General features: G+C 54.8%; 20 protein-coding genes. 15 read left to right on the top strand and 5 right to left on the bottom strand.

Going from position 1 to position 20989, the window contains the following annotated elements; all coding sequences use genetic code 11:
• Window positions 1-273 precede the first annotated feature (273 nt).
• Window positions 274-759, top strand: a complete 486-nt coding sequence (locus KR100_RS09080) for a hypothetical protein (protein ID WP_038548467.1) — start codon at window positions 274-276, stop codon at window positions 757-759.
• A 107-nt stretch (window positions 760-866) separates the two neighbouring features.
• Here KR100_RS09080 and KR100_RS09075 read toward each other — a convergent pair whose 3' ends face one another.
• Together KR100_RS09075 and KR100_RS09070 are read right to left on the bottom strand one after the other, a co-directional pair.
• Window positions 867-1784 (bottom strand): hypothetical protein, encoded by a 918-nt coding sequence (locus tag KR100_RS09075; RefSeq protein WP_162176503.1) that lies wholly within the window; start codon window positions 1782-1784, stop codon window positions 867-869.
• Window positions 1785-1793: 9 nt separating this feature from the next.
• Window positions 1794-3263, bottom strand: a complete 1470-nt coding sequence (locus tag KR100_RS09070) for a hypothetical protein (protein ID WP_038545055.1) — start codon at window positions 3261-3263, stop codon at window positions 1794-1796.
• Between the two features lie 381 nt (window positions 3264-3644).
• Here KR100_RS09070 and KR100_RS09065 point away from each other — a divergent pair, with 381 nt between their 5' ends.
• The 7 genes from KR100_RS09065 to KR100_RS09035 all read left to right on the top strand — a co-directional run bounded on the left by KR100_RS09065 (window position 3645) and on the right by KR100_RS09035 (window position 10665).
• A complete protein-coding gene (locus tag KR100_RS09065; protein WP_239420301.1) occupies window positions 3645-4388 on the top strand; it encodes a recombinase family protein in 744 nt (247 codons plus the stop codon).
• 80 nt (window positions 4389-4468) lie between these two features.
• On the top strand, window positions 4469-4744 hold the full coding sequence (locus KR100_RS09060) for a YraN family protein (protein ID WP_081858896.1): 276 nt from the start codon (window positions 4469-4471) through the stop codon (window positions 4742-4744).
• Window positions 4745-4909: 165 nt separating this feature from the next.
• Window positions 4910-5614 (top strand): hypothetical protein, encoded by a 705-nt coding sequence (locus KR100_RS09055; protein WP_051847419.1) that lies wholly within the window; start codon window positions 4910-4912, stop codon window positions 5612-5614.
• Between the two features lie 395 nt (window positions 5615-6009).
• Window positions 6010-6246: a Nif11-like leader peptide family natural product precursor gene (locus KR100_RS09050; protein ID WP_038545054.1), complete on the top strand. Its 237-nt coding sequence runs from the start codon at window positions 6010-6012 to the stop codon at window positions 6244-6246.
• Between the two features lie 327 nt (window positions 6247-6573).
• The gene (locus KR100_RS09045) at window positions 6574-9915 is read left to right on the top strand and encodes a type 2 lanthipeptide synthetase LanM family protein (protein WP_051847417.1); all 3342 of its coding nucleotides are present in this window, start codon (window positions 6574-6576) and stop codon (window positions 9913-9915) included.
• Window positions 9916-10098, top strand: coding sequence for a hypothetical protein (locus KR100_RS09040; protein ID WP_038545052.1), 183 nt, complete (start codon window positions 9916-9918; stop codon window positions 10096-10098).
• 309 nt (window positions 10099-10407) lie between these two features.
• Window positions 10408-10665, top strand: a complete 258-nt coding sequence (locus KR100_RS09035; RefSeq protein ID WP_051847415.1) for a Nif11-like leader peptide family natural product precursor — start codon at window positions 10408-10410, stop codon at window positions 10663-10665.
• 811 nt (window positions 10666-11476) lie between these two features.
• On the opposite strand, the gene KR100_RS09030 is transcribed toward KR100_RS09035, so the two are convergent.
• Window positions 11477-12682: a hypothetical protein gene (locus KR100_RS09030; protein WP_156098002.1), complete on the bottom strand. Its 1206-nt coding sequence runs from the start codon at window positions 12680-12682 to the stop codon at window positions 11477-11479.
• Between the two features lie 770 nt (window positions 12683-13452).
• Between KR100_RS09030 and KR100_RS09020 the strand changes: the two genes are divergently transcribed.
• From KR100_RS09020 to KR100_RS14470, 4 genes are all read left to right on the top strand, one after another.
• The gene (locus KR100_RS09020) at window positions 13453-13701 is read left to right on the top strand and encodes a Nif11-like leader peptide family natural product precursor (protein ID WP_038545044.1); all 249 of its coding nucleotides are present in this window, start codon (window positions 13453-13455) and stop codon (window positions 13699-13701) included.
• A gap of 296 nt (window positions 13702-13997) precedes the next feature.
• Window positions 13998-14228 (top strand): Nif11-like leader peptide family natural product precursor, encoded by a 231-nt coding sequence (locus KR100_RS09015; protein WP_038545040.1) that lies wholly within the window; start codon window positions 13998-14000, stop codon window positions 14226-14228.
• A gap of 236 nt (window positions 14229-14464) precedes the next feature.
• Entirely contained in the window at window positions 14465-16756 is a 2292-nt protein-coding gene (locus tag KR100_RS09010; protein ID WP_038545038.1) for a TOMM precursor leader peptide-binding protein, read from the top strand.
• A gap of 1 nt (window position 16757) precedes the next feature.
• Entirely contained in the window at window positions 16758-18155 is a 1398-nt protein-coding gene (locus KR100_RS14470; RefSeq protein WP_051847413.1) for a SagB family peptide dehydrogenase, read from the top strand.
• Between the two features lie 77 nt (window positions 18156-18232).
• On the opposite strand, the gene KR100_RS09000 is transcribed toward KR100_RS14470, so the two are convergent.
• Both KR100_RS09000 and KR100_RS16935 read right to left on the bottom strand, forming a co-directional pair.
• Window positions 18233-18589, bottom strand: coding sequence for a DUF805 domain-containing protein (locus tag KR100_RS09000; protein WP_239420300.1), 357 nt, complete (start codon window positions 18587-18589; stop codon window positions 18233-18235).
• A 23-nt stretch (window positions 18590-18612) separates the two neighbouring features.
• Complete coding sequence (locus KR100_RS16935; RefSeq protein WP_255347475.1) at window positions 18613-18741, bottom strand: hypothetical protein; 129 nt, start codon at window positions 18739-18741, stop codon at window positions 18613-18615.
• Between KR100_RS16935 and rsmA the strand changes: the two genes are divergently transcribed.
• From rsmA to KR100_RS08985, 3 genes are read left to right on the top strand one after another with little or no spacing between them, the layout of a single operon-like run.
• A complete protein-coding gene (gene rsmA, locus KR100_RS08995; protein ID WP_038545033.1) occupies window positions 18740-19585 on the top strand; it encodes a 16S rRNA (adenine(1518)-N(6)/adenine(1519)-N(6))-dimethyltransferase RsmA in 846 nt (281 codons plus the stop codon). The genes KR100_RS16935 and rsmA overlap by 2 nt on opposite strands.
• Window positions 19582-20511, top strand: a complete 930-nt coding sequence (gene ispE, locus KR100_RS08990) for a 4-(cytidine 5'-diphospho)-2-C-methyl-D-erythritol kinase (RefSeq protein ID WP_038545031.1) — start codon at window positions 19582-19584, stop codon at window positions 20509-20511. The genes rsmA and ispE overlap by 4 nt, the downstream gene beginning before the upstream one ends.
• Entirely contained in the window at window positions 20508-20825 is a 318-nt protein-coding gene (locus KR100_RS08985; RefSeq protein WP_038545029.1) for a DUF3082 domain-containing protein, read from the top strand. The genes ispE and KR100_RS08985 overlap by 4 nt, the downstream gene beginning before the upstream one ends.
• Window positions 20826-20989: the final 164 nt, after the last annotated feature.

Raw genomic sequence — 20989 nt, 5'->3', positions numbered from 1 at the left:
TCTCCAGCGCAGAGACTCCTGGAGCTATCACCCACTGTTAAGTGGCTAGAGAAACGCTTTCCTCGATAAGGCACTCCATCACAATCCGGTTAACATCTTTTCGCGTAAATAGACTTGGAAACAGAGGATGCTTGCTACGTTGTGAATCTTTCCAGGGTAGCTAGTTAGCGCGAACCCAAGATCCCAATTATCAGGAAGACATAGACCTCATAAATGAATCTCAATGAAGCTGAATGGAGCCCATCGGAAACCTTAGGGAAAGCATATTTATCGATGGCCTCCTTTTCCCAGCTTCCCGGCGAGCCCGCAGATGCCTTCGAGCAGCTCTTATTACACCGAGACTTTGGTCCTAGTCGTCAGTTCAGTCAGACAGCGGATGTCGTGGGCTGCTCTGAATCGACGCTGCGCCGACGAGCTGAACAGTGGAACTGGGTCGAGCGTCTGGCTGACTACGACTCGGGGATGCTTCAGCAAGCATCAGAGGCACGAACCAACGAGGATCTTGAGCGCTACAAACACCAGCTTGAGACCTTCCGTCAGAAACAACTCTCTAGAGCGCAACGAGTTGGGTGTCTTGCTGAGGAGCTATCAGCCTTAGTCGGGCGCAGTCTCAGGCACCATCTCGAAGCCGGCACCGTCCTCCAAGGGCGAGAGCTTCCTTCAGTGATGGCCGCGGCCTGCAAAGCCTTGGAGGGTGCCATGAACATTGAGGCGACGGCTCTTGGGGTGGCTCAGCTCTTGGATGAGTTTCGGTGCTGATGTAGTGGCTAATGAGCAAAGAAATTGATTTTGCTTTTATTTATTTCAGAAATTTTGGTGTTTGTGTATCCGCTGATCTCGTGATTTTGCCAGGGTTAATGATCGATCTAAGACAAGATTCCTTCCCCGGTGATCCTGGTTAAGAACGAGGCAAGCTGCGCTGCATCTTTAAGCTTTCGAGTCTGGCCGCAGCCAATGTGCGGACACCTTAGATAGTAATAGTCGAGGACATTCCCCTCCTCTGCAGTTTGCTTCTCCTGCAATACAAGGGGAAGGCCGTGAATAGGGCAATTCACGTCAATATCCTGAGCTCCTATGGCCTGGCTCATTCGCCTTTCGATGACTTTGAGAGCCGGCTTCTGGGATGTGATGAGCGTGAAGTGATCGCGATTAATCTCCAGCTCGGGAATGCCTGCCTTGTGCAGAAGGCCAAAATCTTGGTCGCTGAAGGGGAGGGTTCCTTTACAGCGGCCAGGGGTGCCCTCGGGGATGTAGAAGTTTGTGCACGCCCAGAAATAGTCCTTAATTGTAAATATGGCGTTTTGCGGCTGATTGCGCCTGTTGAGATGCATGGGAGCTCTGCACTTCGGGCAGGGCTTCATGCGGACTGCTGGTCCGCGTGACCAGTCAAGAATGTGGAGGTAATCCTGTGATAACGAGGTCGCGGATGCTTCGGTTTTTTCCTGAAGAATCTCAGACGTGGTCTCTTCTGAGCGGGCTTGTTGATGTTCTTCGGCCAGATCCATGGCCTGTCGCCTGAGCTCCTCAAGCTCCTCCTTGTTGCTTCTGTTGAGTTGGCCGTCTCGCCTGAGCTTTTTTTCGAGATCGGTGATTTCTCCGTCGATCTCTTCGATGTCATGCCGAATTTCTTCGGAAGGGCGAGATGTGCCTCTCTGCGATGACGTCGCCTTTGCCCAGTCGTCTCGCAGCGACTGAACAAGGGATGCGACGCCTCGCTGTACGGCCCGCACGGCGGTTTTGATGATGGCTCCCGAGCCTGGGAGGATCGAGTCCAGAAATTTCAAAAACATTCTTTAGTCAGGAGTGTGAGGGCTCAGGGCTGTGCCAGGTGTTGCCTTCGCGTAGCTGCAGATGAAGCCATAAGCGAAGCGGTAGCCAATGATCCCGGCTGCAATCGCTGGATTGGCCATGCAGAGCGTCACCGTTGCCATCGTTCCGAGGGTTCTGGGCGTGACATCGCGAAACGCTTCTTCCGGTGTTTGCTGTCCATTGAGGATTGCGCCGAAGCAGCGCACCATGTCAACTCCAACTACTCCGGCACCGGCTGCAACGGGATTAGCTCCCAGCAGTGCCTGCGTTGCGGCAATCACGCCAGCACGTCCAAAGCTCCTCAGGGCGCCGTCCTTGGTGCGTTCCGGAATAGATCTAAGGATTGTTTCGGAGCGAGTGCTATCCCCGCGTGCAATGGCTCCTAGGCATTCGGCAAATCCCCCTGCGGCGCTCATTCCTACACCTGCTATCGCGCCTGTCGTCAGGGTCTGAGCTGCAGCAGCGATTTTCTCGCCAACCACTTGTTGTTGAACATATGCTCGATGGTCGTCGACATACCCCTGAGGGTCCCGCGCGATCTGGTGAGCTTCCTGTTGAGAGAAACTCACTTGAACGCGCTGATCCGGTGATGTGTAAGCGCTGCTTCCCCCGTCCACCGAGCCTGCTTCTAGGTTGTGCAGCTTGTGCATGTCGCCGTAGCGGCCGTTGCTGATCGAGCTGCTGAGGTATTGATGGCTGCCTGATTTCACCTGTATCTCGTCGACAACATCACCTGTCCGTAGGTCGACGATCTGGATATCAGGCGAGTTCTGCGACGTGCTCCCACCAAAGGATTCTGTGCTGACAGCGCGATAGGGGCTTTCCGCGGCCGCGGCCTGGGCATTGAAGGTGTTTATCACCTTGTGCTCGGCAGCAAAGCCCTGGGAGTTGGGGTTGCTACTGAGTGCACCCTGATTGGTGATTAAGCCATTGCCGGGTGATGCAGTGGCTTGAAGCGACTGGTTCCAGCTTGGGTCTTTTTGAGTACGTTCAGCTGCGATCGACCGCTCGGCTGCAGCTGCGCCGGCTTGGTAAGACAATCCCGCAGCTACGCCTCGTTCCAAACTCTGCAGTTGATCATCGAGCACTTCCAGTTCATCTTCATCCACTTCCTTAACGCTGTAGACACGTTCTTTAATGCAGGCTTTCTGAAAGTGCAGCGCTATTTCAATGCTGCTCTTACAGATCTGACGGAGTTCTTCTGTCAAAGATGGAGGGACTGAAACATCGCTGCGAACCAGCGCCGAGGTCATGCAGGTGTTCTCTGGCGAAAAACGAACGCAGAATCCTTGGTTCGTTCTGACCCAGAGCTTCTTTTTGTCCAGGAAGGCATGTCCGCTGAATTGATCCAGGTCGGCGTGGGTACTGGCCAGCTGCAGGATTCCAGTGGCGACTGCGTTTTCAAAACAGTCCTGAGTTGCTTCCAGAAAGTCTTTGCCTACCAGGTAGGCCATTTTTATGGCAAGGGCATACCTAATCGAATTTTAAGCCAGCTCTGACTGGGTGCCCCCTCAGCCCTATCGAGCGCCCCTCACCATCCACGAGTCACTTGCGTAAAAATTTGCGTGCAATCAACCTCGAGGCGCTGCGCCAGGCCCCTATGGTCCAGTTCTCTGACAAATAAAACTGGCCCTTCCAGGCCCCATGAGTCACTTGGGAGAAACAGCTGTTCTTAAGCGCCTCACTAAAGAAGTCTCTGTCGCAGTAGTTGATTCGTTGCGCACGAAGGTTTGATCCTCGCGTCGCTTGAGGCAAAGCATTCAGGATTTGGACGGCGTTGTTACAGGTTCAACCACCGTAGACTCGTGGAACAAGAGGTTGGATTCTTGTTCTCTTTGTCTGATCGCCCTCTGAGTCCTGTTCGTTGGCTCGCTTACTACCGGGTCAGTACAGATCGCCAGGGAAGCTCTGGGCTGGGTCTCGATGCGCAGCGGGCCAAGGTTGAAGCCATGGCCTCCGAGAGGGGGGCTGTGATCGCGGCTGAATTTGTTGAGGTCGAAAGCGGTCGCAAGAACGATCGACCTCAATTGGCCGCGGCCCTGGCGCAGGCCCGTGCGGAGAAGGCCGTCATTGCTGTAGCCAAGATCGATCGTTTGGCTCGTGATGCCGGCTTCGTCTTGAAGCTCGCCAACGAGGCAGAGAAGAACGTGATGGGGGGCTTTGTTTTTTGTGACCTGCCGGATATTGATGCCACCACCAGTGCTGGTCGGATGGTGCTCACGATGATGGCCAGCGTTGCTGAGTTCGAAGCGCGCCGGATCAGTGAACGCACAAAGGAAGCGTTGGCTGAGGCCAAGGCCCGAGGCGTTCGTCTTGGGGGATATAGGGAAGGCGCGGCTGAGAGGGCGTCGGAGCGTAAGCAGAAGGCCATTGCTGATGCAGAGGGGTTGCGTGGAGTTCTTGAACCAATGGTTCGTGCTGGCTTGAGTTACAGGGCCATGGCTGATGCGCTTGCAGGGGTTGGCAAGCTCAGCAGTACGGGAAGGCCACTAGCGCCGGCGCAGATTGGTCGGATCCTCCAGCGCTTGGGCTTGTCAGGAAAGCTCCTTAGCAGTGACCAGGCTTGGGTTGCTGCCTGAAAGATCAAAAGAGCTGCGCTGAACAAAGAGATCTCAGCCCATACAAAACGAATTTCCTCAGATCCAATTAATAAGACGCCCTGCGCTGCCGTTGGGGCGAGTTGGATCTGGTGCTCCTCAAAGGCTCCAGGCTGTTGGTGGTGGAGGTGAAGGGCCGTTCCGCCAGTGATCGAGACAGGGGGGGACTGGACGCTTTTGGCGCGTGCAAACGTCGCAAACTGGCTCGCGCCATCAGTTGCTGGCGTGCCGATCATCCCGAGCACGCGCATCGGATGCTGCAGGTGGCGCTTGCCCTCGTCCCCCTTGATCGGCCCATGGTTCCGGTCCGTTGGCTTGCGGTGGATCACCTCGGCTGAACAGCATCGCTGGGGCTGGGGCTGGTGATTCGGAATTCTTTGCCAAAGTCACAACACCGGAGCCGTGGACGGATCGTTGCTTCGGAGAGTTGACGCTCTTTTACCGTTCATGTTTCGACTGACGGTGAATCAATACCAAGGCTGGTTTTTCTCTGAGGTGCATTGATGAAGCTGAAAGACGTTCAGTTTTACGGGCGCATGGCTGACGATGTTGTTCAGATGTTTGGTCTGAGTGCTGATCTTCAGGACTTTCAGGGTCGCAGGGTGCTGGACTGTCCTGGTGGCCCCAGTTCGTTCACTGCGACGCTGGCTGCCGCAGGGATTGATGCGGTCGCCTGTGATCCGCTTTATGCCCTGTCTAATGCGCAGCTTCGCGACAAGCATGCAAGTTCTCAGACTCTTATAAGGCGTCTCCGTAAGACTTCAGAGCCTGAGGATTGGCTTGATCAGAACCATCTGGATCAACAATCTGCGTTTGAAATTTTTTTGGCAGATCGTGATGCTTTCCCGCAGCGTTACCTGGCTGCAGCCCTTCCCTTTTTACCGTTCCCGACTAATCACTTCGACATGGTTCTCAGTGGGCATCTGTTGTTCAGCTATGCCCCTGTTGAGGCAGGCGGACTGATGGCAAGCGGCGGATTCAATTTGGATTGGCATCATGCTTCCCTCCTGGAGCTCTGCAGAGTGAGCAAAACGGAGGTGCGGATCTACCCTGCACATACCTATTCATTGATCGCTGAGCGCCACGGCTATGCCCAGTGGCTGCTCAAGCATCTTCCGCCCGGTTGGTGTGGTGAATTCACCACACCTCGTTACTTTCAGGGCTTGATCGGCTGCACCGATGGCTTGCATCTCTGGAGTGATCGTTAATCCACACCCAAGAGGTGGATGCAATCCCAGGTCAGCCAACACACAATGATTGCAAATGGTCTTGGTGAAGGATGCATCAGCTCACCAAGTTGACCCTGTGGGGTTGTGCTGACTGCAGCGAACCAAGGTCGGCACAATGGTTGGTCAAGCGTTATGTCTGGTTCTTCTCGATTGATGTAGAGGCGTGACAAGGTTGGCTGGGTTGATTCGAATGGCGTGAGTGCTGCAGATGCAAGGCGGATGACGTGGTGATTCTCGAGACGTCGACGATATGAGCAACGTGTATTTGTAAGGTTGATCGAGACCATTGAGGCTCGCTCACAAGGCGGTGTGTGCCTCGCCGAACATCAGCTGACGGGGGGCATCGCTAACAAGAGTGCAGACATCCTTCATCCATGTCAGACGAGCAACTCAAAGCGTTCTGGGACGCCATTCAGTCAGATTCAGCGCTTCAGCAAAAGCTGCAAGGGGTCACCGATCCTGGTGCCATTGTGGACATTGGCAAGGAGGCAGGCTTTGTGGTTTCTATCGATGAGGTGCAAAAAGCTCAGGCCGAGCTTTCGAACGTCGAGCTCTCGGATGAGGATCTGGATAACGTTGCTGGTGGATTCCATGCTTGTGCATGCATTTAGCTGTCTAGCTCAGGTCCTTCCAACGCATTAAAAAGCTCCTGCAGCCACAGGGGTTTCTTTTTTCAATCACACCTAAAAAATCCTTCAAATACAAGAAGCATCTGCAGAGCAAGATGAGAAAACTTGCTACAGAAACTTAGTAGGGCATTGCAAATAACCTCCTAAGTATTAAAAATTTCAGGCACAGCCTGGGGTTTTTTAGAGATCTCCAAGGGATCTCAAACTCTGATGCTCCGAGATGGTATTTCTCTCTGAAAACTGTACCTGAGATGAATTGTCCAAGTACGGCTACCTTGCGCAGACGATGTTGAAGGGTTGGCGACACTGATGAGTGCCAAGCAGTCATGGCCTTCCTTGCATCAACTGCTGCAAGCGGAGAGCGGTCCAGCGAACGACTCAGCTGTCAGCTGCAGTGACCTCAATGATGTTCAGCAAGGGCTTGGTCAAGCTTGGCTCGATGCAATCGCGCCTCAAGAAGATGGCAAGTTCTCCCGTCGCTTTGCTTGGTCAGGACTTGATGCGGGCACGTTGCGACGCGTCCTGGCGCGTGCATCAGAGCCGGAAGAAGCAGCAGTGTCTGGACCCTGGTGGGATGAACTGAAGGCGTTGCAGAACGCATTGAGATCCGACCCTGATCGTGCCCTGCATCCCTACGTCGCTGAGGCTTCGGAAGCGAAGCAGCTTCCGTTTCAAGACCTTTGGCTGCCTGTTGTCGACGATGCTGTGGCAAGGCTGCGCGCCAGCCTCTTCGATTTGCAGACGCGATCCTTCAACGACGGCGTCTTCCAGGCTCTGGGTCAATCGCTCTTGAGCCGACTCTGCAGCGTCTCTGAGCAGGTGCTGTTTGAGCAGTTCAATCTGTTGCGACCTCCTGGTGTGATGCTGCTGGCCCACCTCGGTGCGGGAGGCGATGGTCAGGGGCCACCGGTGCGTGAGTGCTACCAGCGCTTCGTTCGCCAGCATCGCGCTGATGGACTGGAGGGCTTGCTGGAGAACTTCCCAGTGCTGGGCAGGTATCTCGGTCTGGTGTGCCTGTACTGGCGCCAGTCCAACGAAGGGATGCTGCGCAGGATTGATGCGGATGTCGACGCCTTGCAGCAGACCTTTGGCATTCCCCCATCTGCTGCGCTGATCGATATCAAGCAGGGCTTGAGTGACCCCCATAACGGAGGGCAGGCGGTTAGTGTTCTGACCTTGGCCACCCCGGATGGCGACGACACATCACGTTTGGTCTACAAACCCAAGGACATGGGGGTTGACCTGGCGTATCAACAGGCCCTTGACCATCTCAATGGCAACAGTGCCTTGACTCCTCTGAGGAGCCTGAGCATTCACTGCGGTGACGGCTACGGCTACATGGAGTTTGTCGAGCATCGTCTCTGTACTGGAGACGATGAGCTCAAGCTCTTCTATCGCAATGCGGGTCGTCTGACGGCCGTCTTGAATCTCTTCGGTTGTACCGATTGTCACCACGAGAACCTGATCGCCTGTGGGGATCAGCTGTTGTTGATTGACACGGAGACTCTCCTGGAGGCCGATCTACCGGATCACATCGGTGATGCATCCGATCATCAGACCGCTCTGAATCAGTCGGATCTTCAGAAACGCTTTGAGAATTCCGTTCTCCGCTCCGGTCTGCTGCCTACATGGTTGTTTGTTGGTCAGGCTCGGGCTGCGGTGGACGTCAGTGCACTTGGCATCGCCCCGCCTGCCTCCACCACCATGAAGAGCTCCGGTTGGTTGGGTCTCAACAGCGATGGAATGATGGCCGCTCGCATCACGATCCCTGCTGAGGTGCCCACAAGTCTTCCAGTGGGGTGTGGTGAAACCAACGGGCTCAACAGGCATCTCGAGGTGTTCTGTGAAGGTTTTCGTGACCAGTGCCTTGTCTTTGAACAAACCCGCGATCACTGGATCGGTGCCGATGGTGTGCTGGAACGCTTTCGTGGTCTTCCGCGGCGCATCGTGCTGAGGGCAACCCGCGTTTATTTCGCACTGCAGCGTCAACAACTGCAACCAGCAGCACTGCGTTCGCCGTTGAGCCAGGGATTGGTGCTGGAGAAGCTCAGTCGCAGTTTTCTGATGGCGACTGATCAGCCCAAGCATTGGCCGGTGTTCGATGAGGAAGTCCGCCAGATGGAACGGCTTGATATCCCGTTCTTCGTTCACAGTATCGATGGTCATGACCTGCCGCTCGGTGATGGATTCGCTGCTGTTGAGAACTTCATCGAAACCAGTGGCCTTGACTCCAGCCGCCAGCGGATTGAGACGTTGGATGCCGCAGCGGTGCAGTTTCAGGAGCAGCTGATTCGTGGCACCAGTCGTGCGCGTGTCACCAGCGAGGACGGTTGGCAGGACGTGTCACCCGCTGTCGAGGAGCTGGACATTTCCGCCTTGACGCCTGAGCAGTTGCGGTTGGAAGCAGGTCGCCTGGTTGATGTTTTGGCAGAGATCGCTATTCGAGATGCCGACGGCTTGGTCGATTGGTTGGGGATGGATCTCGGCAGTGATGGCGAAAAATTCTCCTTTGGCCCCGTCGGCAATTCGCTCTATGGCGGGACGGCCGGAGTGGCCCTGCTGGCGGCCCATTTCCCTGAAGACGCGGCCCGGTCTGACCTGTTGAAGGCCTTAATGCCTCCCCTTCTGCAGATGGGGGAGCCCAATCGTGATGGCATGCGATTGCGTTGGTGGCGCGATCAGGCCCTGGGGTTGAGCGGCTGTGGAGGCACGTTGCTTTCTCTTCAGCAGCTGGCAGCCTCCAGCGAAAACGACCTTCGCGAGTCGCTTCAAGAGCTGGAGTCGTCGTTGATTTCAGCTCTGCTGCCGGACCACATCCGGGCTGATCTCGCCCTTGATGTGATCGGAGGCGTCGCCGGTTTGATCGGTCCACTTCTGCAGAACGGTTCGGCGCGAGCCTTGGAGTGTGCGGTGCTCTGTGGTGATCAGCTGCTGCAGCATCAGACGGAGGAAGGGGGATGGTCGACGGGTGAGGTTGTTCGTCATCCTTTGCTCGGGTTCTCCCATGGCACCGCCGGATATGCCGCTGCGCTGGTCAAGCTTGGACAGTGTGTGGATGAACCCCGTTTCATCGAGGCGGCGTCGCGTGCCTTGGCCTACGAGCGTGAGCGTTTTGATGCCGACCAAGGCAATTGGCCCGACTATCGCAACTACAACCCTGACCAACCCTCCCAGTTCATGACCTTTTGGTGCCACGGCGCACCCGGCATTGCTCTGGGTCGTGCCTGTCTGTTTGGAACGCCTCTCTGGGATGCGTTCTGTTTGGACGAGATGGCCACGGCTCTGAAAACCTTGATCGCTTTTCCCTTGCCCACGACGGACCACATCTGTTGCGGATCGATGGGCAATGCCTCTGTTCTGCGGATTGTGGCCGACGGGCCGTGGTCTGATGCGTTACCCGCGACATTGCGCTCCGCGGCCAGCGAGCGCTCGTCGCAGCTGGTGAATCAGTCCATTGCCAGGGCAAGACTTTCAGGTGGATCGTTCCGATGCTTCGGCACCACCGACAGCAACCTGTTGCTTCCGGGGTGCTTCAGCGGTCTCTCCGGAATCGGCCTGGCACTGTTGGATCAGGTGAACCGTGATGATCGTTTGCAGTCCGTGTTGTCGATAGGACTGCTCTCACCATCTGGGGCGGTGGTGAACGCCTGATTGGTTAGCCATACCAACAAGGACCAAGCCACCAAACCCCCGCTGGAGAAGCCGGGTGGTGAGGGTTGGCTGTTGAGTCCTGAACAGCCACTGCTTTGTCAGTTCAAAGTCGACTCAGCAACGGTCCATGCGCAGGCGGATGGTCCAGCACAACGCCATCGAGGCGGGGACAAGATGCTTTAAACAGGACGGTGACGATGCTCACCGTCGGCGAGTTGATAACAACTTACGGGTCATTCGCAACACCAGTTTCGACATCGTTCGCGGAATCTCTGCTGCCCGATGGTGCCGACGTTCGCTTGGGTTCATCGGGGAGAGCCAGCACCTCTGCTGGGCGGCAGAAGAAGGCTTGAGGCAGGGCCTGCAAATGCTTGGTGTTACTCGGTGGCTATGAGAGTGGCTCAACAACAGAACTTGCTGATAGGTGTGCCTTGACGAACATCACCTGAAGACTGATATTGCTATCAACAGTACGGACACCTTCCATCATCAATGTCAGAAGAACAACTCAAAGCGTTTATAGAAAAGGTCAAAGCTGACACCAGCCTTCAGGAAAAGCTAAAAGCAGCGGCCTCCCCAGAAGCTGCTCTGGACATTGCTAAAGCAGCAGGCTTTTCAATTACCCCAGAAGATATTCAATCAATGAAATCATCAACGGTACAATTGTCAGACGAGGAGCTGGAAGGTGCAGCTGGCGGTTTTTGTGGTAGGGCCTCGTGTTCGCGAGATACGATCTATGAGTGTATGTAGTTGGGCATCTAGTGTTAGTCTACGTCCTAAGAGCCCCTGAATTGACAGGGGCTTTTTATTGCGTCAATAGTCTGACTAACCCCGCAAATCAGCTTTCAATACCCGCCACGATTTACACATAGCTCTTTCATCAAACGTCAGATTTTTGTTGCCAGATGTTCTATGCATAATGCATAATCACCAAATGCCGATGTTGCTACCATTAGATCAAATGTCTTTTACTAATCTCATTGAACAAATGCATATATCAAAAAATTAAATCGATAGCGTAGAGCAAACCACGTTGTGGGCTGCAGGGGCACCTCCGTTCAACTGTTGAAATCGGTAAGCAGCAGGCTTATCAATTGCCGCTGAGGGCATCCAATCAATGTAATCAGTATCCGTAGAATTATCAGAGCACCATCAGCCTGATATCAACAGGGGGCATTGTTGGATAAGTAGCCTAAGGTTGCTTATCCTTAAGAGCTGGATTAGTTCCTCTGCTTCGATAATCCGAGATTAAAGTTTGCTGTCAATTCATTGTCCGTGGGCCCCAAACTATCAATGCAGAAATTTGGAAACTAGCTGTAAAAGCTTATCGCAGAAACCTCCAACTCCACATCGCTTTTTCCTGAAAAAGTGTCAAAATTAAACTAGAATACAAACCACGATGAACAAGTCTGGTCTGACTTTTTTTATAATATTGATTGTTCTTGTGTTCACTCTTTTCGGGAGAAGTCGGGTCATATGGCAATACTACTTATGCTGTGCTATTGGGTAATGGTCAGATATTAATTAAGATTTAGACGCGCTTATTTATTTGCTTAAGCCGCTAAGCGTGAAACTCTTGAGTAATGTATGCATATGATTTGATTTTGCATGCTTTCTCCGGTTCTATACAAATTTTGTAGTGACTTAGTGTAGCCCTCTTGTCAATCCTGTTATTATCTCTCTTTTGCGGCTGAGTGGACATTTTTTGAATTAACATTGCAGCAAGAGGATCAGTTTTCTTTCCAATCGGCAAGTGTTGATGCGTTGTACGCACATGAACGATATCTTGCGGATTGAGGTCGCAAATCAAAGCAATTTTTTCTAATACTTTCCAGTTTCTGGTTTCGGCAAATCGCTTGACTGGAAACACTTCAAAGCAAACTCTGGGATTGATTGTATTTGTTAGTAAATCTATGTCTAAACAAGGTCTTATGTTTGCATCTTTTATTTTCACGAGATCACTAACAACAGCATTCAGTTGACTTAAATATTTAAAGTCTCCCTGAAACATGCACTCAGACTCTAATATTTTTTTCGTGTTAGCAGCGGACTCGATGTTGCCAAATATAAGCTTGAGATTGTGCGATCGCCCTACCATGATGCCGATGTAGACCGGATCATTTAAGCCGTCAACGAGGCGATTAATCATTGCTTGTGCTTTGGCTTTGTTCTCAAACAATACATTGTCAGCAATTTTTTGTATTACCAAGATTACATCAAAAGTAGAAGAAAAAAAAGGTTTTTCTTTGTCTAAAATCTTTTTAGTTGTTTTGACAAATATTCCTGCCGTGCGTGGGTGATCATCTCTAATCTCGCACTCAACGAATTGATCATCTATTAATTGAAGTACGCTTTTGTTTGTACTAGCTTGATCACCACTTGAATCTTTTTTAGACGCAATGCTCATAAAGGGGTTACCGACGGGATCGTTGTCTAATTCCGGATAGCTAATGCAGAGATCTTCAATCTCGCCCCACCAAGAAGGAAAAATATCTTTTTTGAAAACTTCACTCCAATTCTTGCCAAAAAAAGAAATATCTATCATGTCAGACCCGTCGTGATGAAACTCAAGAAGGGTGACAATTTTATCAGATCGACCAAACTCTCTGCCAATAAGAATTTGATCAATAATAGGCAAACACTGAGCCTCAATTAATTCTAAAATTTCCGGATATGCAAAACTTGCTACATCACATAAAGAGTTTGAGATAATCGAATTCTTATATGGGTTCATGCCAGCAAATTCGCCAATTGCTCTAGTGGCCAAATCATATAGGCTTCTCTAGATCTAGATACTAAAATGACTTGATTAGTGTTAACATCGAGATATTATCGATTTCCATCCAGTTTCATCCGAGCACAATATATATCCTGCCAGATCGATGAAATCGTTGCTAAGCCAAACCCAAATATCACTATCAAAATCATCGAATAGTCCTCAAAAGTTATGCCTAGAGCAATGAACTGAATCTTACGTGTTCTGGATAGCATCGTTCGATCGAAGCTGTCGACATTTTTTGCTCGAAGAATCGAAATGCTGATCACACCTTGAGGACTTTCCTAGATCTTTCTTCACCACTCGCAGCGAAACCCATATCCGCAGGTTTACGAGCGTGGCTGCAAGCGTCTCAGGAATTGGTCTAAGACAAGCACATTTGCTGAACCTAAAACGAACCTAAAGGATTCTCTCACCAGATTCCTCTTCAAAGCAACGATTTGGAATGAAAATAGACAAGTCTGTCGTATCGATCTCCTGATTGATGACAAAGCGAGACGGATGCGTATGGCACTGGCCAGCACCGCTGGGTTTTTGTTGCGACCTGACTTTGAACAAGTTGATTGCACCAGGAGTGCTGATGTTCCAATACCCAGTTGGACATACGGTTGGCAGCCTGTCTCTCACAGTTAATTAAACACTCATCAAGATGCATGCCCCGTTGCTTGGCGGGCTTTTGCGTTGCCGCGTTCTCTGTGCCTCATAAAACATCACCTGACCACTGATACTGCTATCAAGAGCACGAACACCGTCCATCACCAATGTCAGAAGAACAACTCAAAGCCTTTGTAGAGAAGGTCAAAGCTGACACCAGCCTTCAGGAAAAGCTCAAAGCAGCAGGCTCGAATGAAGCCGCGATTGAAATTGCTAAAGCAGCTGGGTTTGCAATTACCGCAGAAGATATTCAATCAACGCTAGCCGCAAATGTTGAATTGTTAGATGAGGAGCTGGAAGGTGCAGCTGGAGGGTGTAGGGGCTGTCAACCTTGGGAGCAGGTAGGCTCCATGTGATTGTGGCTGAGCAGGCCTCGTGCTGTGGGGGGCAGCCTTTTCTATGTAACCCTCCGACTCTAGCTGGCCGCCTCGGAAATCAGTTCGATCGGTAAAAGCCTAAATATCCTCTCATCAAAGCCCCTGCATTGACAGGGGCTTTTTATTGCTTCAATAGTCTGACTAACCCCATTAATCAGCCGTCAATACCTGGCACTAAATATTGTTCAAATCTGCTCATCAAGCTAATTGTGCTCTCTGGAACATCACCTGACCACTGATACTGCTACCAACAGCAAGTACAACGTTCATCCACAATGTCAGAAGAGCAGCTCAAGGCGTTCTGGGACGCCATACAGGCAGATGCAGCGCTTCAACAAAAATTGCAAGGTGTCACCGACCCTGGTGCCATTGTGGACATTGCTAAAGAGGCGGGATTTACGATTTCTGCGGAGGAGCTGAAGACAGCTCAAGAAGAGCTTTCGGACGAACAGCTGGATGGTGCCGCTGGCGGCGGAGGTTTCGTGAGCTCTGTGTTGAGTGTTTGATGCGGGTTTAGGTGGATGATTACTCGATATTTTGTTAATACCTCTGCAGTCAAAGAAGCATTTTATTCAAATTAATAAGCTCATCATCTGGTTGCGGTGAGATTTTTGAATTGGAATTTTTCTCAAATTAGATTTCTAGGTTTCATTCCTTTCAGTTAGTGGGTCCTGAAATCCTCAATGTTTCAGCTCACGTGTTTCATCACGCCTAAGTTGCAAATTCAATAGCAATGGCCTTAATGGCTGTGCTTCGTTATCCACGCCTCCAGCCGCACTTCGTCCCTTTAATCAGCCCTGGAGAGGGCGTCTTGCTGCTGAATGAAAAGGTGGCGCGTGTACTGCGTGGCGATCTCTATGAGCGTTTGATCCCCTTGCTCGATGGGACCCGCTCCGCCGATCAGCTGGTCCAGGCGCTGACCCCGGAGTTTTCCGCGGCGCAGGTGTACTTCACGCTCATATCGCTTCAATCTCGGAACTATCTCTGTCAAGCCCTCACGACCCTGTCTCCGGCGGCGGCGGCGTACTGGGCTGATCTTGGTCTTGATCCAGAGCAGGCTGTTGGTCTGATCCAGGCGTCGCGCGTGGCACTGCAGTCCGTAGGTTTGCCGAACGATCATTCCTCCCTGGAGCAGATGGGCCAGGCCTTGGTCAGCCTGGGACTGGCCGTGGTGGATGTTGATGCGGAGGCTGATCTCACCGTGGTGGTGTGTGAGAACTACCTGCATCCGGATCTGGATGCTCTGAATCAGAGCTATCGCCGGCAGGGGCGACGCTGGCTGCTGGTCAAACCCCACGGACGTGAGCTCTGGTTGGGCCCGTTCTTCGACCCCAAGCAACCGGGGTGTTGGGCTTGCCTGCAGCGCTTGCTCGTGCGCCAACGCCAAGTGGAGCGGTTTGCTGCTGCTGTCAAGAAGACGTCATTGGATCAGATCTCTAGGCCTATGCAGGCCCCCGGTGGTGCTGTGGTGGCTTGTCACTGGTCGGCGCTCGAGGTGGCTCGGATCCTGGCGGGTGTTTCGCCGCAAACCACCAACCATGTCGTCAGCTTCAATCTGGTCGACTACAGCAGTGGGCGGCATGCCCTGGTGGTGGATCCCCATTGCCCAGCCTGTGGATGCCCTGTTGAGCCTCGCAGTGAACCGATCGCGTTGCAGCCTTGCAAGGTTCGCTTCGACCACGACGGAGGTCATCGCCATGTCTCGGCCGCAGAGACATTGGAACGTTTTGGCGGCTTGATCAGTCCCATCACTGGGATCGTGAAGGAGTTGCGGTCTGTTCCCAGCTCCTTGACGTCCGCACACGTGGTCGTGGCCGGCCAAAACCCGGCGCAGATGCTGGAGAGCTTGAACGATCTACGCCGCAACCTCCGCAGTTCCGCGTCGGGGAAAGGGGCGTCCCTGGAGCAGGCCAGGGCCAGTGCGTTGGGAGAAGCGCTTGAGCGCTTCTGCGCTGAGGATCACCCTGGTGTTCCGCGTGAGCGGGGCAGTGTGCGCGAGATGCAGCGGCGTTACGGCGGTGCCGTGATTGTCCCCAATGACGTGATGCACTTCAGTGAACAGCAGTTCGCTGAACGTGATCACTGGAATGCCAAAGGCAGTCGGTTCAACCGTGTGCCCATGCCGCTGGATCATGACCAGGAGATCGACTGGACACCGATCTGGTCGATCAGTCGACAACGCCGCTGCTTCCTGCCCACGCAGTTGTTGATGATGGTTCGGGGACGGAATCGTGACGTCAAAGGCGAGAACGCCGACCCCTGGATCGCGATGGGCTGTTCCAATGGCAATGCTGCCGGTAACACCCTGGAAGAAGCGGTGTTGCAGGGGTTCCTGGAGTTGGTTGAACGCGACTCGGTGGCGATCTGGTGGTACAACCGCCTGAAGCGTCCTGGGATTGATCTCGCCAGCTGCGGAGATGCATGGATCACGCGCCTGATTCACGACTACATCACCATCGGCCGCGACGTGTGGGCCCTGGATCTCACCACTGACCTAGGCATCACCAGCGTGGTGGCCCTCTCCCGTGATCGTGATGGGGATGATGAGCGCATCCTGATGGGGTTGGGCTGTCATCTCGACCCCCGCATCGCCGTGCAGCGGGCCTTGGCTGAAATGAATCAGATGCTCGGTGTTGCTGACGCCGATCTCGAGGGTCCTGCAGACGCTCTCGATGACTGGGAGACGCTCGAATGGCTCAAGACGGCCACCGTGCTGAATCAGCCCTATCTGCTGCCGGATTCGGATGCTCCACTGCGCCGTGTCGACGCGCTTGCCGATCACCACAGTGGTGATTTGCTGCACGACATCCAGCACTGTTGCGCCTGTGTGGAAGCCCAGGGTCTGGAGGTGCTGGTGCTGGATCAAACCCGTGAGCTGGTGGGGTTGCCGGTGGTGAAGGTGGTGGTCCCGGGCCTGCGCCATTTCTGGGCCCGATACGGCTCTGGTCGTCTCTACGACGTGCCTGTGCGGATGGGACAGCTACCCCAACCCCTCACGGAAGAGCAACTCAATCCGATTCCGATCTTTTTCTGACGTGGCGCTGCAGTTTCGTTTTAAGCACGGCCTGGAGCGGCGCCAGGAGGGTGAGGATCTGCTGCTGGCTGATCAGCGGGGACGCGTCCTTCGGCTCACAGCCCCTTCGCAGTCCTTACTCACCATCCTGCGGCGCTTGGATGAGGGGGGCGGCACGCTTCCGTCTTTGATGCAGGGGGCGTCCTCACTCGCTCCATTCATCACGCTGCAGCAGTTGGAACAGCGAGGTTGGCTCGCACTGGAACTGGTAAGCGGGGAGCAATCGCTCGTCACGTTGGAGCCGCAGTCGACGGCGCTCAAGCGCTTGCATCCCCCTGCTGGAGACGTGTGTGTCCGCTTGTCGCGCTTGATTCAGATCACGCCCGAGGCCGATGGCGTGCTGTTGGAGGGGCCGCTTCAAGGGTCCCGGCTGTTGGTGCAGAACGCCGGTCTGTTGCCTTTGATCTGGGAGCTGGCCAATCCAAGCGACTGGACCACCGCACTGCGGGCCTTGCCGCAGGCCGTTCAAGAGCAAGGGGATGAACTGTTGATGCTGTTGCTCACCGCCGGCGTGGCGGGGATGGTGGAGGCTGATGCCACGCCAGGCTGCGATCGTCAGGCGAATCTGCAGCGTTGGTCACGGGAGGATCTGAGCCTCCACCATCGTTCCCGAGCCGGGTGGACTGGGCGGAATCTGGGGGCCACGTTTCCAGGTGCTGTGCGCGGCGGCCCCGCTCCTCCTCTTCTCCATCAGGACACAGGTCTGGATGCTGTTCGCCTGCCTCGACCGGAACCGGATGCTCCCGAACCCGGTTTCTTCAGCGTTCTCGAACAACGCCGTTCGCATCGTCGTCCTGGCCGGCAGCCGCTGACCCTGCAGCAGCTCGGCCGACTGCTTTGGGCATCCCTGCGCATTCGAGAGGTCGTTCCTGCCAATCCAGGGGCGGCCCACTCCTATGAACTGGCCTCACGACCGGTGGCCTGCGGTGGTGGCATGCAGGAAATTGATACGTATCTGGTGATTCAACGCTGCGATGGAGTGGCGTCCGGGGTGTATCGCTATGACCCTCAGGAGCATCAATTGCTGCGCCTCGATGCGCTGAATGGTGCTTGTGAGCAGCTTCTCCAGAATGCTCGTCACTTCTCAGGTGCTGAGCAGCAACCCGATGTTCTGTTTCAGTTCGCTGCTCGTTACGGACGTTTGAGCTGGAAATATGAGGGGGTCGTTTATGCCCTGATCCTCAAGCATGTGGGGGTGATCATGCAGCAGCTTTACCTGGTTGCCACGGCACTGAATCTTGCTCCTTGCAGCCTTGGGTCTGGTGATTCGGAACTGTTTGCCCGTGCCACATCTCTGGATCCGTGGACGGATGTTTGCGTCGGCGAATTGATGCTCTCGTCTCGTTCAGAAGGTGATTGAGAAGAAGGCAACACCAGGATTGGCTTTTGACGGTGAAGGGGAGCTGATCCACTGTTGGATGACCGTGGCGGGTTTGCTCATTCAGGGGCTGAAGAGGGCTGACATCCAATCCAAAGAAACCAGAGGCCACCAATCAATGGAACCAACAAAATAAAGATCCATTGCCATTGGCGACCGGTGTCGCGAATGCGCCTGACGTTCATTGCAAGGCCAGGGCAAATGGATGCAACCGCGAAAATATAATAAAGAGCATCAGGGAATAGCTTGAGAAGAATTGCTCCTAACACAAGATTGACAAGAAAAATCTTCCAATAATCAATCCGCTTTGTGCGCCCCTTAAAGTCAAAAGCTTTTGTCCAAAATTGAGGATAAAAGTCGAGCATCAAAGCTTGGGGGAAACACTTTAACTCTGTCTCACTTTTTGCTTTTGGCAATCATCAATCGCATAATTCAACAATCAACCCCTGAGCACGCGCGGCGATGGTTCTGGTTCCAGTCCGTTGGCTTGCGGTGGATCACCTCGGCTGAGCAGCACGGTTGAGGTCTGAAACGGTTGGAGCCTGAGGCTGATGCACAGTTGAGGCATGAGCTTCTCAGGCCACACCGCCCGCAAGCGTTTCGGTCAGCATTGGCTGCGGGATACAGCGGTGCTCGATCGCATCCTCGATGCGGCGGACCTGCAGCCCCTGGATCGGGTGCTGGAGGTGGGCCCCGGGCGCGGAGCGCTGACCGCGCGGCTGCTGCGCTCGCAGGCGGCAGCGGTGCATGCCGTTGAGCTTGATCGAGATCTCGTGGCCGGCCTGCGAGAGCAGTTCGCAGACGATCCTCGGTTCTCCCTGACCCAGGGGGATGTGCTCAAGCAGTCTCTGGATCTGCCGGATCAGCGCCCTGCCGACAAGGTTGTCGCCAACATCCCGTACAACATCACAGGCCCACTGCTGGAGCGCTTGGTCGGGCGTCTCGACCGGCCAGCGGTTCAGACCTATCAGCGCCTGGTGCTGTTGCTGCAGAAAGAGGTGGCGGAACGCATTCGCGCCCGGCCCGGACAGAGTTGCTTCAGCGCTTTATCGGTTCGCATGCAGCTGCTGGCGACCTGTCGCAGCATCTGCCCCGTTCCCCCCCGTTGCTTTCAGCCGCCTCCACAGGTGCAGTCTGAGGTGATCGCTATCGATCCACTGACGGCGGACCAGCGGCTTGCACCCCCTCTGGCGCAGCGGGTGGAGTCCTTGCTGAAGATGGCCTTTCTCAGCCGTCGCAAGATGTTGCGCAACAGCCTGGCGTCGCTGGCGGAGCCGCTGAAACTGGAGACCTTGGCCGCCGAAGCGGGGATTGCTCTGCAACAGCGGCCCCAGGAGGTGGCTCCCCAGGCCTGGGTGGCGTTGGCGAAGGGTTTGAATCACAGCGATGCAGCGGCGGCACCGGGAGCATGAGCACGATCACGGTGACGGCTCCAGCCAAGGTGAATCTGCATCTGGAGGTTCTGGGCCTGCGCTCCGATGGCTTTCACGAGCTGGCCATGGTGATGCAGAGCATCGACCTGGCCGACCGTCTTCGGTTTCAGAACACGGCCGATGCCCGGATCAGCCTGCGTTGCGACGAACCCAGCCTCAGCATCGGCGACGACAACCTGGTGCTGCGAGCCGCTCTCCTGCTCCGTGAGCGCTCCGGTTTCAATGAACTCGGGGCCTCGATCCATCTGGAGAAAAACGTCCCCATCGGCGCGGGCCTGGCCGGGGGCTCGAGCGACGGTGCTGCCGCACTCGTCGGGCTCAATCAGCTCTGGGGACTGGGGCGCAGCCATGCCGAACTGGAGGGGCTGGCGGCGGAGCTCGGTTCCGACATGCCCTTCTGCATCCGCGGTGGCAGTCAGCTCTGCTTCGGCCGTGGGGAGGTGCTGGAGGCCTTGCCTGCCCTGAGGGATCCGCTGGCGGTGCTGTTGTTGAAGGACCCTCAGGTGAGCGTCTCGACCCCCTGGGCTTATCAGCGCTGCCGCGACCTTCATGGCGAGAGCTACCTGCAGGGGGAGAGCGCCTTTGAAGAGCGACGCATGGCGCTGAGAGAAGCGGCCTGGACCAAGCCGATCCGGACGGAACTGCCTCCTCCCCTGCGCAACGATCTGCAAACGGTGGTGGAGCCGCAGACGCCGGCGGTGCAGAAGGCGTTGCAGCTGTTGCGCTCCCTGCCCGGGACCCTGGCGGTGGCGATGAGCGGTTCGGGCCCAAGCTGTTTTGCCCTGTTCCCCGACCTGGCTGCCAGTGAGCAGGCCAGGGATTTGTTGCAGACAGATCTGGAGAGTGCCGGACTCAGCGCCTGGTGCTGCCCGCTGCGGCTGTCCGGGGTGAGGATCGAACCATGACCCCAGACGACGCCAAGATCACCCCTGAACCTGAGGATCCACGCAAAGGTCCCCTCAGCTATCTGTCAGGAGCGCTCACCGCCGGACTGATCTCCTGGCTGGTCTTCGGTTTCAGCAAGCGCATGGTGGTGTACTTCGCGCAGCATCAGCCTCACTTCAGCTCACCGATCGCGCAGAACATCGCCGTCACCCTGAAGACCCTGCTGGTGGGCCTGACGTTCCTTGCCACCTTCAGCAGTGGCTTCGTCGCTCTTGGTTTGACGTTGCTGTTTCTTCGCAGTCTCTTCACAAGGCGAGCTGAAGATCCTGCCTAGCGTCAGCTCGTGGACGGACGCCCTCTCTATGACTCCCCACGACCTCGGACAGCTGGCCCTGCTTCTTTCCCCGGCAATGCTGCTGTCGGTTCTGCTGCTGTTCACCTTTGCGGCTGGCGGTTGAGTTTGCAGCGACTGAGATAGCTTGGCCGCTCACCCCGGGC

Origin of the sequence: Synechococcus sp. KORDI-100 (genome assembly GCF_000737535.1) — a bacterium.
Classification (GTDB): Bacteria; Cyanobacteriota; Cyanobacteriia; order PCC-6307; family Cyanobiaceae; genus Parasynechococcus.
This window is presented reverse-complemented; position numbering and strand designations above follow the sequence as displayed.